This is a genomic window from Chitinophaga sp. SVR4-12A (assembly GCF_056754765.1).
This window is the reverse complement of sequence record NZ_JBPGWP010000002.1, coordinates 194,544-209,382: the sequence shown is the minus strand read 5'-3', so window position 1 is coordinate 209,382 and position 14,839 is coordinate 194,544. Positions and strand designations below refer to the sequence as shown.

At 48.5% G+C, this 14,839-nt stretch carries 18 protein-coding genes; 8 read left to right on the top strand and 10 right to left on the bottom strand.

The features are described from left to right. The first annotated feature begins 3 nt into the window (after window positions 1–3). A complete protein-coding gene (locus tag ACR9Y8_RS27110) occupies window positions 4–675 on the top strand; it encodes a class I SAM-dependent methyltransferase (protein WP_481216427.1) in 672 nt (223 codons plus the stop codon). Here ACR9Y8_RS27110 and ACR9Y8_RS27105 read toward each other — a convergent pair whose 3' ends face one another. The 3 genes from ACR9Y8_RS27105 to ACR9Y8_RS27095 are packed head-to-tail and all read right to left on the bottom strand — an operon-like array spanning window position 676 to window position 3,673. Further along, window positions 676–1,377, bottom strand: a complete 702-nt coding sequence (locus ACR9Y8_RS27105) for a LytR/AlgR family response regulator transcription factor (RefSeq protein ID WP_481216426.1) — start codon at window positions 1,375–1,377, stop codon at window positions 676–678. It lies immediately after the preceding gene. 14 nt (window positions 1,378–1,391) lie between these two features. Continuing rightward, window positions 1,392–2,417 (bottom strand): sensor histidine kinase, encoded by a 1,026-nt coding sequence (locus tag ACR9Y8_RS27100; RefSeq protein WP_481216425.1) that lies wholly within the window; start codon window positions 2,415–2,417, stop codon window positions 1,392–1,394. Window positions 2,418–2,449: 32 nt separating this feature from the next. Then, window positions 2,450–3,673, bottom strand: coding sequence for an acyltransferase family protein (locus ACR9Y8_RS27095; RefSeq protein ID WP_481216424.1), 1,224 nt, complete (start codon window positions 3,671–3,673; stop codon window positions 2,450–2,452). A 164-nt stretch (window positions 3,674–3,837) separates the two neighbouring features. Here ACR9Y8_RS27095 and ACR9Y8_RS27090 point away from each other — a divergent pair, with 164 nt between their 5' ends. From ACR9Y8_RS27090 to ACR9Y8_RS27080, 3 genes are read left to right on the top strand one after another with little or no spacing between them, the layout of a single operon-like run. Further along, the gene (locus ACR9Y8_RS27090; protein ID WP_481216423.1) at window positions 3,838–4,041 is read left to right on the top strand and encodes a hypothetical protein; all 204 of its coding nucleotides are present in this window, start codon (window positions 3,838–3,840) and stop codon (window positions 4,039–4,041) included. Continuing rightward, complete coding sequence (locus ACR9Y8_RS27085) at window positions 4,031–5,239, top strand: DUF4221 family protein (RefSeq protein ID WP_481216422.1); 1,209 nt, start codon at window positions 4,031–4,033, stop codon at window positions 5,237–5,239. The genes ACR9Y8_RS27090 and ACR9Y8_RS27085 overlap by 11 nt, the downstream gene beginning before the upstream one ends. Further along, on the top strand, window positions 5,214–5,660 hold the full coding sequence (locus ACR9Y8_RS27080; protein ID WP_481216421.1) for a hypothetical protein: 447 nt from the start codon (window positions 5,214–5,216) through the stop codon (window positions 5,658–5,660). Before ACR9Y8_RS27085 ends, ACR9Y8_RS27080 begins: the two co-directional genes overlap by 26 nt. Window positions 5,661–5,670: 10 nt before the next feature. On the opposite strand, the gene ACR9Y8_RS27075 is transcribed toward ACR9Y8_RS27080, so the two are convergent. From ACR9Y8_RS27075 to ACR9Y8_RS27065, 3 genes are all read right to left on the bottom strand, one after another. Next, window positions 5,671–6,030, bottom strand: a complete 360-nt coding sequence (locus ACR9Y8_RS27075; protein WP_481216420.1) for a HigA family addiction module antitoxin — start codon at window positions 6,028–6,030, stop codon at window positions 5,671–5,673. A gap of 11 nt (window positions 6,031–6,041) precedes the next feature. Further along, on the bottom strand, window positions 6,042–6,320 hold the full coding sequence (locus ACR9Y8_RS27070; protein WP_481216419.1) for a type II toxin-antitoxin system RelE/ParE family toxin: 279 nt from the start codon (window positions 6,318–6,320) through the stop codon (window positions 6,042–6,044). A 232-nt stretch (window positions 6,321–6,552) separates the two neighbouring features. Then, the gene (locus ACR9Y8_RS27065) at window positions 6,553–7,032 is read right to left on the bottom strand and encodes a group II truncated hemoglobin (RefSeq protein ID WP_481216418.1); all 480 of its coding nucleotides are present in this window, start codon (window positions 7,030–7,032) and stop codon (window positions 6,553–6,555) included. A gap of 27 nt (window positions 7,033–7,059) precedes the next feature. On the opposite strand from ACR9Y8_RS27065, the gene ACR9Y8_RS27060 reads away from it, so the two are divergent. After that, window positions 7,060–7,389: a winged helix-turn-helix transcriptional regulator gene (locus ACR9Y8_RS27060; protein ID WP_481217219.1), complete on the top strand. Its 330-nt coding sequence runs from the start codon at window positions 7,060–7,062 to the stop codon at window positions 7,387–7,389. Window positions 7,390–7,447: 58 nt separating this feature from the next. On the opposite strand, the gene ACR9Y8_RS27055 is transcribed toward ACR9Y8_RS27060, so the two are convergent. Further along, a complete protein-coding gene (locus tag ACR9Y8_RS27055; protein WP_481216417.1) occupies window positions 7,448–8,233 on the bottom strand; it encodes a Rieske (2Fe-2S) protein in 786 nt (261 codons plus the stop codon). Window positions 8,234–8,315: 82 nt separating this feature from the next. Between ACR9Y8_RS27055 and ACR9Y8_RS27050 the strand changes: the two genes are divergently transcribed. Further along, on the top strand, window positions 8,316–9,404 hold the full coding sequence (locus tag ACR9Y8_RS27050) for a glycosyltransferase family 4 protein (RefSeq protein WP_481216416.1): 1,089 nt from the start codon (window positions 8,316–8,318) through the stop codon (window positions 9,402–9,404). Window positions 9,405–9,412: 8 nt separating this feature from the next. Here ACR9Y8_RS27050 and ACR9Y8_RS27045 read toward each other — a convergent pair whose 3' ends face one another. From ACR9Y8_RS27045 to ACR9Y8_RS27035, 3 genes are read right to left on the bottom strand one after another with little or no spacing between them, the layout of a single operon-like run. Continuing rightward, window positions 9,413–10,522, bottom strand: coding sequence for a glycosyltransferase family 4 protein (locus ACR9Y8_RS27045; protein WP_481216415.1), 1,110 nt, complete (start codon window positions 10,520–10,522; stop codon window positions 9,413–9,415). A 3-nt stretch (window positions 10,523–10,525) separates the two neighbouring features. Continuing rightward, entirely contained in the window at window positions 10,526–11,485 is a 960-nt protein-coding gene (locus ACR9Y8_RS27040) for a GNAT family N-acetyltransferase (RefSeq protein ID WP_481216414.1), read from the bottom strand. Beyond that, window positions 11,469–12,473 carry a polysaccharide deacetylase family protein gene (locus ACR9Y8_RS27035; RefSeq protein WP_481216413.1) on the bottom strand — a complete coding sequence of 335 codons (1,005 nt, stop codon included), beginning with the start codon at window positions 12,471–12,473 and terminating at the stop codon, window positions 11,469–11,471. The genes ACR9Y8_RS27040 and ACR9Y8_RS27035 overlap by 17 nt, the downstream gene beginning before the upstream one ends. A 94-nt stretch (window positions 12,474–12,567) precedes the next feature. On the opposite strand from ACR9Y8_RS27035, the gene ACR9Y8_RS27030 reads away from it, so the two are divergent. Beyond that, window positions 12,568–14,025 (top strand): B12-binding domain-containing radical SAM protein, encoded by a 1,458-nt coding sequence (locus ACR9Y8_RS27030; protein ID WP_481216412.1) that lies wholly within the window; start codon window positions 12,568–12,570, stop codon window positions 14,023–14,025. Continuing rightward, entirely contained in the window at window positions 14,012–14,836 is an 825-nt protein-coding gene (locus ACR9Y8_RS27025) for a class I SAM-dependent methyltransferase (RefSeq protein ID WP_481216411.1), read from the top strand. Before ACR9Y8_RS27030 ends, ACR9Y8_RS27025 begins: the two co-directional genes overlap by 14 nt. The last annotated feature ends 3 nt before the right edge of the window (window positions 14,837–14,839 follow it).

Genomic DNA, 14,839 nt, shown 5'->3' with positions numbered 1-14,839 from the left:
ACTATGAGCAACAATGACAGTCACCATTTGGATGCCCGCGGCATTGCCAGCCAGTTAAGTCGCCCACAAGGTGAAGAGGGCATTAAAGTAGCCGGTAATATGCACGTGAATAACGGCGGCATGATACAGCGCACCATTGACCTGCTGGATTGCCAGGACCAGGATACCGTACTGGAAATAGGTCCCGGCAACGGCGGCTATGTACCCTACTTACTTTCCCGCGCGGCTGGCCTACGGTACTATGGCGTGGATATCTCGGAAACGATGGTGCAGGCGGCACAGGAAATGAACACCCAACTGGTGGCGGAAGGCATTGCTCATTTCACCCTGGTTAACGGGCTCGAGCTGCCGTATGCAGACCAGTTCTTTGATAAAGTGTATACCGTGAACACCCTTTATTTCTGGGAAGACCCACAGGTGCAATTGCGGGAAATATACCGGGTGCTTAAGGCAGGTGGCCGCTTAAGCATCGGCATTCGCAGCCGCGCGTTTATGGAGCAGCTTCCTTTCACACAATACGGGTTCAGGTTATACGATGCCCCTGCCGCGATTGCCCAGCTGGAACAGGCCGGATTCCGGATCGCTGAAACAGCAGAGGAGAAAGAAGAAAGCATGAGCATTATGGGCATGGTGCTGGAAAAAGAACGGATCATTATCGTAGCAGCAAAAGAGTGACTACCGTTTCAGCAACCTGTTATTCACGATCTTTTCCATTACGGCTTCTTTCATGCTCCTGGAAATGGGCACCTGGAATTTACCCAGTTCTATCACGTTCCCTTCAATACCCGTTATTTTAGCTGCATTTACCACGAAGGATTTATGTGTCTGGATAAAAGCCGGGTCGGTGATGCCTTCAATCACTGATTTGAGGGTAATATGGGTGATGTAGCGGGTTTGAGCAGTATAGATGCTGACATAGTTCTCCAGCGATTCTATGTAGATGATATCCTTCCAGTTCACTTTTACCAGCTTGTCGTTCGTTTTGACAAAAAGGTAGTCCGCCACCGGCTGCTGTACTGTTTTAAACAGCTCATAGGCCCTGTTCACAGCTTTCAGAAAACGCTCAAAAGAGATGGGCTTCAGCAGGTAATCAACCGCTTCCAGCTCAAAGCCCTTCAGTGCATATTGCTCATATGCGGTGGTGAAGATCACCTTGGGCGGATGCGGCAGGCTTTGCAAAAGTTCCAGTCCGTTGATATAAGGCATTTCAATGTCCAGGAAGAGAAGCTGTACTTCTTTTTCACGAAGCAGGTTATTTAATGCAACAGCATCTTCACAAACGCCTACCAGCTCCAGGAAATCTACCTTTTCCACGTAGCCTTTGATCCCTTTACGGGCTACCGGTTCATCATCGGTTATTACGCACTTAATCTTCATAGTTTATTATTTGATCAGATCTGGATGGACAGGTCAGCGGCAAAGCTATCTTCCTCATCCCTGATGTTCAACGTATGCCTGCCGGGATACAGCAAAGCTAATCTTCTTTTCAGGTTTTCCAGGCCAATGCCCCCTGCCTTTCTTTTAGGTACAAAGACCGGCTTGGCATTACTTACCTCAAACTGCAGGCTGCCATTGTTCAATGTAGCTGCTATGCGGATCCAGTACTCGCCGCCGGCATACTTGAATGCGTTCTCTACCAGGGGCAGTAAGAGCAGCGGGTATACCTGCTGGCCGTTCAATGCTTCATCAAAATGAACGCTGAGCGAGAGGTGATCATTCATACGGATGCGCTGCAGGTTGATGAAGGATTGCAGGTATTGCAGCTCCTGCCTTATGCTAACGGTTTGCTGCTGATCGTACAGCTGGTAACGCAACAGTTCTGATAGCTCTTCTATGGTTTGCTTGGCCCGGCTCACGTCTTCATCCATCTGAAAGTACACCGTATTAAGGGCGTTGAACAGGAAATGAGGATGGTATTGGGCTTTGAGGAACCGCAGTTCAGTCTGCAGCTGATCGTTGCTGATCTTCTCTATCTGCAGCTGCTGTTCATAGCTTTTTCTCAGAAAGGCGTTGCCGCGGATGAGCGCATAATACAGCAGGCTGTATAATGCAGGGATCATATAAATGTTCACTACATCAAACCACTGAGCGCCGTCGTCTGTAAAGGCTGCAATCGGAATAATAGTGAGTGTGCAGATCAACTCTGTGCAAAGCGTTACACCGGCAAACTCCTTCATGACCTCCCGTGTGCGCATGGGCGGATGATAGCGCTGCAGGTTCCGTTTGAGCATCCAGTGCATGGCGGCCACCATGATATAGCCTACAATTACCGATCCCCCGATCTCAATTGCATTTACTTTCCACGGGCGCATCCAGAAACGGCTGCCGATGATCACATCCGTCACCAGGCGGATACTGATATAGACACACAGCCCATAGCATGCAGGAAAGATATATTTCCACCAGTTTTTAAACATAATGATCAAGTTTAACAAAGATCGCAAATCTTTTATGCTCCGGCCAGTTCTAATCCGGGTTTCAGACTGTTAACAGGTATACCTGCAGCTTCCTTGACAGGAGACTTTTTAGGGCTGCTTTTCATCCCGAAGAGAAAACGGGTGATAGCAAAGGGACGGATAAAAAGGTGATAGATCCCCATGGAGATGGCGAGGGTAGTAAGCACAAGGAAGACATATTTCATACCAATGGTTTCGTTTGTCTTCACCACATAGTAGGCTATAATGACCATCACGGTCTGATGCAGGATATAGAAGGGGTATATAGCCTGGTTCAGATAATCCATATAAGCGGGCCTTTTATGGAGGTATTTTTTACCGTATCCCACCAGGGCAAACACCCAAAACCAGGCGTTCAATGCACGACGTGCAACGAAGAAGGGGGTTATCCAGCTGGTCTCCCAATCGGGCAGGTATACTTCGAGATCAAACTTGCTCCAGCGCAGGGCCGTTATGATTAGGGTACATAAAAATGCCATAGAAAGGGAAAAGCGGCGGTTACGCTCCAGGCTGTCCATCAGCGCGGGCTGCAGGATACAGATAAAACCAGCCAGCAGGAACAGCGCCCAGTAAAGCAGGAAGCAATAGTCGCCCACTACCCGTTGATCCTGCGGAAAGCGAAGCACGGTTAATGAGAACCATATGACGGATGGCAGCACCAGGAGGTAAATACGTTTGCCTGCTGCAAAGAAAGCCAGCCTGTTCACAAAGTTCTTTGCCCGGGGAGATACGGCCCAGGCGAAGAAGGGCGCCAGCACAATATCATAAATAAACAGGTAGGCAACGAACCACAGGTGATGCCAGCTAAAATTGCCTGCAGGGTAAAGACGGAAATTGAAGACGCTGGGATAAAAATCCAGGAAGCTGCCTTTATAACCCTGGGTTAAGCGTTCCATATACACCTGCGGCGGTACGACCACCAGCATGCCCACCAGTAAGGGAATGAACAGGCGGCGGAAACGGAGCCCTATGAAGCCGCCGGCGCTGCGCTTGCTGGCCATAAACCAGGATACAGTGCCCGAAATAAAGAATAAGAGATGCATCCTGAAGCCGCTGAGCCAGAAGGCGAATTCAGATAAGAGCGTGCTGCTGGTGGCATTATTGATATGCCAGTCATAATATTCGGCGAAAGGAGAAGTGGCATGGAATAAGAGCACGCCTACAATGGCGATGATCCGCAGCCAGTCCAGGTAGGTTTGTCTTGTAGTGTTTTGCATATCGTTATTTTTAGCAAACCTACCGTTTGCCGCTTCTCTACATCCTTTTGTATTGACCACCTGCAGTTTTAGGGTGACATAATGCATTCCCCCTCTCAAATCCGGAAAAAAGAGTATATTGAAATGGATAAACCCTTTAATTCCAGACCCAAAAATCCATTAAGATGAAAAAAGCCTTTATTCTGTTGGCATTTGTCAGCGTAGCCGTATTGAGCTGGGTTCCACCTGCACATTCTATTGCCTGCGCCGGCCCTCAACCTATCAAGAACGGAAAATGTAAATCAGAAGTGTACGATGGCCAGCGTTATTATTACTGCGGCTCCGTACTGGAAGGAGAAGTAGCTAATTGTACGATCTATGTACAGTAAGCGTACTGCCCGGGGGACTACCATTATCGTAGCCCCCCTCCTGTTCTCTGTAGTATTCACCTGTATTATTGGCTGTAGCGGAAAAAAAGTAAGACCTGTCAGTTCCTGTACGGAAGACCGCGGCGCGGTGATCCCGCTGAAGATGTCCATCGGCAATATACTCCGGCTTTTCCTGGATAGCTCACTGGTGATTGGTGTACAAACACCGGTTGATTATGTTGAGCGCAGCCATACGCTCGTAGTATTTGACAGCTATAACAAACGCCTGCTGGAATACCCGGTGTCTGATAGCACGGCGCCCGTGTTACCCAGGTCTGCGCAAGCTGTGCATATTGATCAGAAGATCACGTTTATGCATTACCTGAACAGCGACAGCGTGCTGTTATATGCTTATGGCGCTTTTAAGCTTTACTGCTATAGCATGAGGCGGGACAGCGTGTACAGCGAATGGTCTTTTATCAGGAAAGGCCTGCAACCCAGCCATGCCTTCAACCCTGCATTTCCCAATGCCGGCAATGCTGCACCTCTCATCTTCAGGGGAAATGAGCTAATAGGCACCGGGTACCTGATCGGCGAGCACGAAAACGATGTGCCAGCCGGCAGAACTATCTGTTCCATTGTGCACCTGCCGGATGGAAAGGTTGACTATAAAGTACCTTATCCAAAGATATATTACAGCGGCAACTGGGGAGGCGTACATATGCGCAGCCCATATGCAGCTTATAATGCAGCGGAAGCTAAGCTGCTGCTCAGCCTTCCGGCAGATCATTACCTGCAGGTGATAGACAGCGCCTGGCAGATCCATGCTGTATACGCCGGTACCCGGGAGCAGCAATGCATCACTGCTACAACGCTGCCCAAAGGGAATAAAAAAATGGAAGACCCGGATGAAGCCCTCCGCTATTTTACTGCTACTCCTTCTTACAGGAATATTATATACGATCAATATCATCAGCGGTATTACCGCTTACTGCAACTGCCGCCTGCGCCGGAAGAACTGGATGCAGCGCAGATTGGTGAGAAACATGCAAAGATCATCGCTTTTGATAACAACTATCAATACCTGGGCGAAGCGCCGTTGCCCAAGGGACTGGTGCTGGATAATTTCTTCCTCACCAGCGATGGATTATACTTCCTGAATGCTGCTAATCATGACCAGAACATTGCACAATATGGACAGATTAAAATGGTATTGTAAATTATTACTGTTGTCATCGCTGTTTGCCTGTAAACAGCCACATGGAGAATTGTTACAGGCTTTACGGACGGTAGATGGCCACCTGTTGCCAACAGGGTATTATGTGATCATCCCTAACCAGGGTTGCGAGGGATGTATCAGTACGGCGGAAGATTTTGTGAAACGGCATTATACATCCGGACAGGATGTGAAGTATATTTTTACCAGGGCGCAGTCCCTGAAGCTGTTAAGGATCAAATTAGGGAATGAGGTAATGAGCAGCAGTAAGGTATTGGTGGATAGTGGAAATGTGATCAGGTACCCGGAGAAGGAGAAGGATATTTACCCGATGATCGTAACGATGAAGGGTGGAGAGATAAAGGGGGTTAAGTACCAGAGCCCGGAAGAGGATGGATTGGGGGTGGTGTTGGAGGGGAAGTAATGTACCGCCACTATCTTGCCCTTGTTGATGCCCGGCTACTCTTTTCCTCTAATATCATTGTCTCTGCCTTTAATTCTTTCGCTTTATTAAAAAGCCTGATCTGCGTCAAGCTGATTTTCTCTTCAGCATTCCACAGATCGTAGTTGCGTTGTAAATTCATCCAGAGCTCTGGGGTAGTACCAAAGGCTCTTGCTAAACGCAAAGCCATCTCCGCACTGATGCCCTGATGCTCATTGAGCAGCATAGACAAGGTTTTGCGGGTAATGCCAAGGTTATCCGCTGCTTCTCCTATAGTAAGATTCAGCGGCTCCATGTACATATTCTTTAGAATTTTGCCCGGATGGCTGGGCGGCATGCCTCTTTTTAACATAGCGTCTTTTTTTAATGATAATCCAGGTAATCTACTAGATAAGCTTTCCCCTCTTCAAACTGGAAAATTATCCGCCAATTGGCTTTAACGGTTACTGACCAGTATTTATCTAAATCTCCTTTCAATCGATGCAAATTTGAGCCTGGAAAGTTCATATCACTTACTTTCTCGGCGGCGTCAATCAAAGACAGGATATTTCTGATCTTTTCGACCTGATCGGCTGGTAATTTAGAAGCATCGTTTTTTGTCCAGAGCCTCTTCAGGCCCTTATGATAGATACTTACGATCATACAAATATAACGTATAACGTAACAGGTAACAAATTTTTTTATCATTCACTTGTAGTCGGACGTCTTGTAGAGGAGAATAAGCAGGAAACTTTGCTGTCAGCAGGTTAACATCTACTAATAACTTGTTTCACAAACGCTGCAAATGTAAGGGTAAAACCACATCAAAACCCAAAACAAAAACGGCAGTTAAAAAATAACTGCCGTCGTTAACAAATGATTATCAAAATATCTTTCAGCCTTGATACGGCCCGCCCGGTTCTCCCCATCCCCACTTAGGCATCGGCTCCTGCTCATTCACCGGGTTCACTGCTGCAGTTGAATTGATCACTGCTATGCGGCTGCCCCATTCCAGGTAGCCAACCAATGCAGAGCGGAATTCAGGATCATCTGCAAGGCCTACTTCATCAGCCGTTTCCAGTAATAAAGCCATCCACCGTTTACGCTTAGGCTCGTCCAGCATTTTGCCGAGGTGGTGGGCTACCATGGTAGCATGACTGCCGCTATCGCCTTCGGTATATAACTTAGGACCTCCGAAAACTTCTGCAATGAAATGTGCCACGTGTTTGCTATGATCTGCAGACATATGCTGAAAAACCGGGAACAGGAGATCATCTTTCAATACTTTGGCATAGAATACAGACGTCAGTTGTTCCAATGCTTCCTGGCCGCCGGCCCATTCGTACAGGCTGGGTACTACTTTTCCTTTTTCCATGTGATGGCTGTGTGGTTATAGTGTTTCATTTCATCAATATTAGCGAAAAAAGGTCGTACTAACTGGAAGAAACCACTGTCGCACCTGCACCGTTTCGAAAAGAAAAGCTTCAGTGAAATAAGGGATAACCTGCCGGGCATTTCTGAAAAAATGCTGACACAACAGATCAGGCAACTGGAACAGGATGGTTTGATCGTAAAGACCGTGTTGTCAATGAAACCTTACAGGGTGGAGTATGCGTTAACGCCTTTGGGCAAATCATTCTCCCCCTTATATGAGTTCCTCAGCGAATGGGGTATTCATTATCTCAAAGACCAGGGCATTGATTACCTGAAAGATCAGTCCCTGTATAAATAGCGCCTGCCAGGGGAATCTTTTCTGCATACTGTGGCCCTGCCTACACAATAGCCATGAGCTATAAATTAAGATAGACCTTTCCGTTATCCTCTGAGATAGGATAAATGGTGATCCCTGTTTTTGCAGGACCAGCTTTTACCTGCCCGCCGGATGTATCAAAATGCGATCCATGCCAGGGGCATTGAACAGTGCCGCATATCAGGGCGCCGCCGGCCAGTGATCCGCCTTTGTGCGTACAACGGTCGTCAAAGGCTACATAACCCTTTTCTGTTCTGCCGATCACAATGCGTTTATCATCCACATGCACAAGCTTCATCTGGTTTGTTTTCAGCTCATCAGCAGTGGCTACCTGCACCCGTTGCTGATGGCCATCTATATGCATCTCTTTCCATTTACCAGCTCCTGCATAGCGGATATCCACTCCTATCTGGTTACGGTATACCAGGGTACCGCCCATCCATCCTGCAAAGCCTAATATCACGATGCCGGCTATTTCCATTAACAGTATCGGAAAAGACGGCAGAACCCGGTCTTCTTTCAGCAGCCAGGCAACGAAGAAGAGCACTACGTTCAGCACGTTCAGTATACCATGTTGTGTAGCCCGTTTCTTACCTGAGCTTTTGGGCGGCACGGTATAGAAGTAATCGATAATACCAGGCACGGCAGCCAGCAATGCGCTTACAACGCCGGCTATCTGCAGACAGTAGGCAGCAAAGGCAAAATCAGTACGGTTATTTGCCAGGGCCAGGATGTCAAAGATGAGTGTTCCGATAAAGAATGCGATGGGAAAAGTAACAAGAATGGGGTGTATGGGGTGTCCCTTTATTTGCGCGGTGCTTTTCATAATGATTCATGTTTGCTCCGGGGGATATATATCAAAAACTTTACCTGATTGTTCTTATTTTTACCCAAACGGCATTGAACTAATGAACGATTCCCGGAAGACACTTGTCATCCTTACGCCCGGCTTTGCAGAAAATGAAGCAGATACCACCTGTCTGCCCGCCCTGCAAATGCTGGTCAAGTCGCTCAACGAGGTATCCCCTGCTTTAAACGTTATTGTGCTGGCATTCAACTACCCTTTCTTTACTGCCACTTACCAATGGCATAATAATACGGTGATCTGTATGGGTAAAAAGAAGCTCAGAAGAAAGCTGAAATTATTATGGTCATGGATAATAGTGTGGCGGCAGCTACGGGCGCTCACTAAAACAAATGATATAATTGGCCTCCTGAGTTGCTTTTGCGGGCAAACCGCATTGGTGGGAAAATACTTCGGCAGTTTTTACAAGTTAAAACATTTCACCTGGATAATGGGGCAGGATGCACGAGCGATCAATAAACTGGTACGGCTTATCCGGCCGGCTCCCGGATCCCTGGTAACTATGTCAGATTTCCAGGTAAGGGAATTTTACAGGAGCCACCACATTAAACCGGCGCATGTTATACCGAATGGTGTCATTCCCCTTAGCTTTCCCCCGGTGTCGGGCCCTGTGGATATTGACATAATAGGCGTAGGCAACCTTATCCCCTTAAAGCAGTATGACGTCTTCATTGAGGTGATCAGCGCAGTGAAACAGCATATTCCAGGCGTTAAAGCTATTCATTGCGGGAAAGGAGTGGAAGCAGAAAATATCAATGCAATGGTGGAGCGGCTTGGATTGCAGGACAATGTACGCCTCTACGGCGAAGTACCTCACCAGGAAGTTCTGCAATTAATGCAGCGAAGCCGCATACTGCTGCATACCTCTTCTTACGAAGGCTTTGGTGGCGTGATGATAGAAGCATTGTATGCAGGCGCCCGGGTGATCAGCTTCTGCAGACCTATGGACGCCGATATCCCGAACTGGCATATTGTACCAGATAAAGCAGCCATGATCCAAAAAACACTGGAATTGCTGCAACAAGCTCCCCAGGAACGCGTACAGGTATTACCCTACGATATGCGCGACAGCGCCAGCGCCTTCCTGCGGTTATTTGGCTACAACGAGGCAAGCCTGGCAGACCATCGCTAACGTCCTTGTTATACAGAAGCGATTACCTTTTCCATCTCCTTCGCAATAGCCTCAAAAGACAGCCGGGAACGGAACTGTTCCAATGTTTTCCGGCGCTCCTCTTCCTTATCCATACTGAGCGTTCTAACAAGCGCAGCCAGTAAGGCTGCCACATCCCCCGGAGGGTACAGCAGCCCACATTGACCATTAGCTGTCATCATCCGGAAAGGCGGAATATCCGTCAGTACGGGAATACAACCGCAAGACATAGCCTCCACTACTGCTACCCCGCTGCCTTCATAATGAGATGCTGCAATCACAAAATCCGCGCTGTTGAACCATGGCTGCAGCTCCCGGTGCGCCACCCGGCCCACGAGAATAACGGCCTGCCGGTATGCCGGATCAGCATCCAGCAGAGCTTCGATGGCTGGCAGCAGTTCTCCGGCCTGGTAAACCATATACAGACGGGCTCCCGGGTGATGCGGGAGGAACCGGAGAAATGCTTTTACTGCGGTAACCGGATCTTTTCTTTCGCTCAATTGCGCCACCCAAAGAAATACCGTTTCGCCGGACACCTTTGTCTTTGCCCTTGCCTGCGCCTTGTTCTCCGGATAAAAAATGGAGGAAGCTTCCATAACCTCCCGTATTTTGGCCGGGTATCTTATATTGCCGGCCCTCACCCATTCCATCCCCATTTCACGCGCGGTAAACATATAGGCATCCGTGCAGTGGCTGGCGATCCACTGTATCCATTTACGGATACCTTTTCCGGGCTTTTCAGCGTGATGCTGTACGATGATCTTTACTTTCCGGCCCAGTTTCAGGCGGAGCAGAATAGTTTGAATGGCGAAATGGAGGCCATGCACGATCACTGCATCCGGCTGCAGCTGCCGCATATAGTGATGTTGTTCAAAAGGGAAAAAACGGGCCAGCTTATGTTTATACACGAAGCGCTTAAAATGGTACTCGACACCGTTGAAATGACAGATTCCTTCATAGCTGATCTGCTCTATGCTGAGCACTTCGTTATCCGCGCTCAGTTTTTCCAATATTTCTTTATACCCTTCTATCCGATGTAGCCACGCATCCGGCTGATGAAATTCAGGGATGGTGACATATGTGCCGAAAAGGATCCTCATGCGCTAAAAAATGTCTATATCTGCAAAAGTAAATTTAATCTTTTCCAGGGGCAGCGCTGCTCCAAAGTCCTGGAACAGGACAGGATATGACGGAAGCGCTTTATACCGGGCGCTCCATAAACGATGCAGGCGGGTATCCGGGCTGACATGAAAAGTGAGCCGCCGGACGCCCAGACGACGACAAATCCTCATCAGCTGATGCATAACGCTGTCAAAGTTGTTATCATCTACCTGCTCCATATCTCCAATGAGCAATACAGGGCCCAGCTTTACCCAGATCTTTGCCTGTCCGATCTGCAACACCTGCGTAGCATGATATTTTTTATAAGCCAGGTAGGAAGCGCTGCGCTCTACGCCAGCCGCATCGCCGCTCAGCACTGTGTTGCATACACCTGCCAGCGGCAAGGAGTAGCGGGCAATAACAGCCCGCTGATAACGCTGGTACCATGCTTTCATAAAAGGCCACCTGAGGGAGAGCGCTGCCAGTGGCAAGGCAGCTACCCGCACCTCAAAAAAGGACATTGTTTCCGTTTCCTTCCAGCCCATACGGATAGCCCCGGGATAGGAATGCTGGTTGGGAAACCCGAAGACAAGCTGCAGGCCCGATTCCTTACACAAAGCGAAAGTAAGACGGGACAGTTCTGCAAACATACCTTTATACCGGTGGCCGGGATGCGTCATGGTATCAGCAGATTGTGCAGCCGTTATCCGGCGGCCTGCATAATCGATGAAACAGGGAATCACCCCATAATAAGCCACCGGCTCATGCTGAAGGCTATAGGCGATATAGCCTATACAGGTAATGCCTGTATAGGCAGTATTGTATTTTTCTTTATAGAAACCAGGACGCACTTTACGCCCGTAAACTGCTTCATAGAGCTGCTCCAGGTCAGCCAGGTTGTCACTATTCAACCTTGTGATGGTATACTCCTTCCCGGTGTCCTGATCACGTGTATTTTCCATTGACGATCGCATGTAACTGGTTATGCACTGAAATGAAGGGGTTCATGGTAAGGCGTTCCCGCATGGAAGGATCTGCATGATCGGCAGGAGAAAGAAAGTCAAGGGCCAGCAGCTGCTCAAAGCCCGCGCTTTTCGCCGCTGCAATTACCGCCGGAGAATAGCTGCCGTAGGGAAAAGCAATGGCCTTTACCAGGCGACCCGTGAGTTGTTCCAGGTATTGCTTAGACTGTATCATTTCGGTAGCAGCATCTGCGATGGGAATCTTTGCCAGATCGTTATGATAATACCCATGACAACCAATGGTAACAAAGGGAGATGTTGCCAGCGCTTTTACCTGCTCAGGCGTCATCTGCAGCCAGTAATCTGATGAAATGCCGTTCTCACGGAAAGGCACAAACGTATACAGCTGGTGCAGCAGCGCTGCTTTATCATCAAAGCCGCCGGCCTGCAACAGTGACAACAGGCTATCGCCATCTGCTGCCATGTATCTTCCATGCCGGTTCTTATGGAACTGCCGGCCCTTAAAGTCAAGGGTGGCTGGTCCATACTTTTGCAGCATGCTCATAAAATCGTTCCACAGAATATCATAACCGGCGTCCCTTATCGCGGTAATAAAAAAGGCAGCCGGCGCCTGGTATTTTTCCAGCAGGGGCAGCACATAATGGAAGTTATTGGCAAATCCGTCATCAAAGGTGATACAGATATTGAAGCGATCGTCCCGGAACTTTTGCTGGTAGTAGTCCTCCAGCGACATCAGGTTGAAGTACTGTTGAAAGTATTGAAGATGCGTTTCAAATGTTTGCTGCAGCAGGAAGATAGTGTTGAACCTGGTATGTTCCTGCAAACAAATGCCATGATAAACAAGCATCCGTGCTCCGCGGGCGTTCCTGTAAAAATATTTGCTGCGGCCGGATAAAGCGCTCAGATCCACCCGGCAATAGTTATATTTGCGGTATACGGCCGACAATATTTTACCGGAAACAGACATTGCGAGCAAGATATCCGCAATAATAAGACAAATCCCAAAGACAGGCAACCATTTTGAATGGCGGTCCGTAATATTCCAAATAATTTAGTTCCAGATGAACAGCGTACTTTTCTCGCATTCTTATTTTATGCGCTTTGATCCCAAGCAATGGGAAGCGGGCCAACCTTATCCGCCGCTAGGCACCTTGTATGCAGCGGCTTTCCTGCGGGAGCATGACTATGAAGTTGCGCTGTTTGACACCATGTTCGCCAAGGCCCCGGAGGAGGTATTACCCAGCCTGGATGCCCATCAACCCAACTTTTTCGTGATCTATGACGACGGGTTCAATTACCTGACCAAAATGTGCCTGACCAATATGCGGGAGGCGGCATTTAGGATGAGCAAACTGGCGAAGGAAAGGGGCTGCACCGTGATCGTTTCTTCTTCAGACTCAACAGACCATTACGAACAATACCTGCAGGAGGGCGCTGATTTCATTATTATGGGCGAGGCAGAACAAACACTGCTGGAACTGGTAAATGCCCTGCGCAAGGGCCAGGACTTTAACGGGATCGCGGGACTGGCATTTAAACAAAACAGCAACCTGGTGAGAACACCGGCCCGCCCCGTCATGAAAGATCTTGACAGCCTGCCCCTGCCCGCCTGGGACCTGGTAGATATTGGGCCTTACCGGCAATCCTGGATGAGCCATATGGGCTACTTCTCCCTGAACATGAGCACTACCAGGGGTTGCCCCTTCAAGTGCAACTGGTGCGCCAAACCGATCTATGGTAACCGCTATAATGCGCGCTCTCCCCAGCATGTTGTAAGGGAATTAAAGCTATTGAAAGAGAAATTCAACTTCGACCATATCTGGTTCAGCGACGACATCTTCGGATTAAAGCCGGGATGGGTGTATGAATTTGCAGACCTGGTGGAAAAAGAACAGCTGTCCTTTAAATTCAAGATCCAGGCCAGGGCCGATCTGCTGCTGCAGGACAATTACATCAAGGCCCTTGCCAGGGCCGGCTGTGATGATATATGGATGGGCGCTGAAAGCGGCTCCCAAAAGATACTGGATGCGATGGACAAAGGAACCACCATCGACCAGATCTATAAAGCTACGAGGTTATTAAAGGAGCATCATATCAAACCATCTTTCTTCATACAGTTTGGCTACCTCGGGGAAACAAAAGAGGATATCAAAAAAACGATCCGTATGATCAATGAGCTGTTGCCGCACGGCATTGGTATCTCTGTGTCGTATCCACTACCAGGCACTGTTTTCTACGAAAAAGTAAAAGCAGACCTGAAGGAAAAGACCAACTGGACGGATTCGAATGAAATGATGCTGATGTTCAAGAATACTTACCAGCCGGCTTTCTATAAGCAGCTGTACTACTATGTGCACAAAAGCTATCGCAAACACCTGGCGCTGGACCAGGTAAAAAAGATCCTGCAGCACCCGCGTACCATCAGCAAAGAAACGGTAAAGCGCGCTGTTTCTGCGATTTACCTGATCCCTGCTGCATTTATCGCGAAACTTAAACTGGATATCATTGGAAAGAACTGACCAGCATACTATTAATGAGCAACAGGCGGCTTCGGCATTTAGTAAACAATCTGCCGTGTTTGATGATATCTATACGGGCAATACGATCATTCAATACAAAAGGTCCCGTGTAAGGGCGCATGTGAACCGTTTTCTCTCTCCCGGCAGCCATATACTGGAACTGAATGCCGGCACCGGTGAAGACAGCATTTACTTTGCACAGGCCGGGCATAGGGTACATGCCACTGACCTGGCAGATGGCATGCTGGAGGCATTAACAGCCAAAGTAAAAGCCCATCAGCTGGAAAAACAGGTTAGCATTGAGAAATGTTCTTTCACGGCACTCCATACTTTACAACAGAAAGGCCCCTATGACCTGATCTTTTCAAATTTTGCAGGACTGAATTGTACCGGGCAGTTAAGGCAGGTGCTGGTTTCCATGTGGCCCTTGCTGAAGCCCAAAGGCCAGATAACGCTGGTATTGCTGCCCCCCTTCTGTCTCTGGGAAACCATACTGGCCCTGCGGGGACAATTCAAACTTGCTTTCAGGAGATCCAACAGCAAAAAAGGCGTAACTGCTTATGTAGAAGGGATCCCCTTTACCTGCTGGTATTACAAGTCCTCCTTTGTTACCGAAGTGCTGCAACAGGATTATGAAGTACTGGGACTGGAAGGCTTATGTACCATTGCGCCTCCCTCCTACCTGGAACAGCTTCCTGCCAGGTATCCGAAGACATACCGTTTCTTAACTGCGCTGGAAGACAGGTGGAAAGGGAAATGGCCCTGGCGGCATATCGGGGACTACTACATTATTTCGCTTCGAAAAAGATAGGCT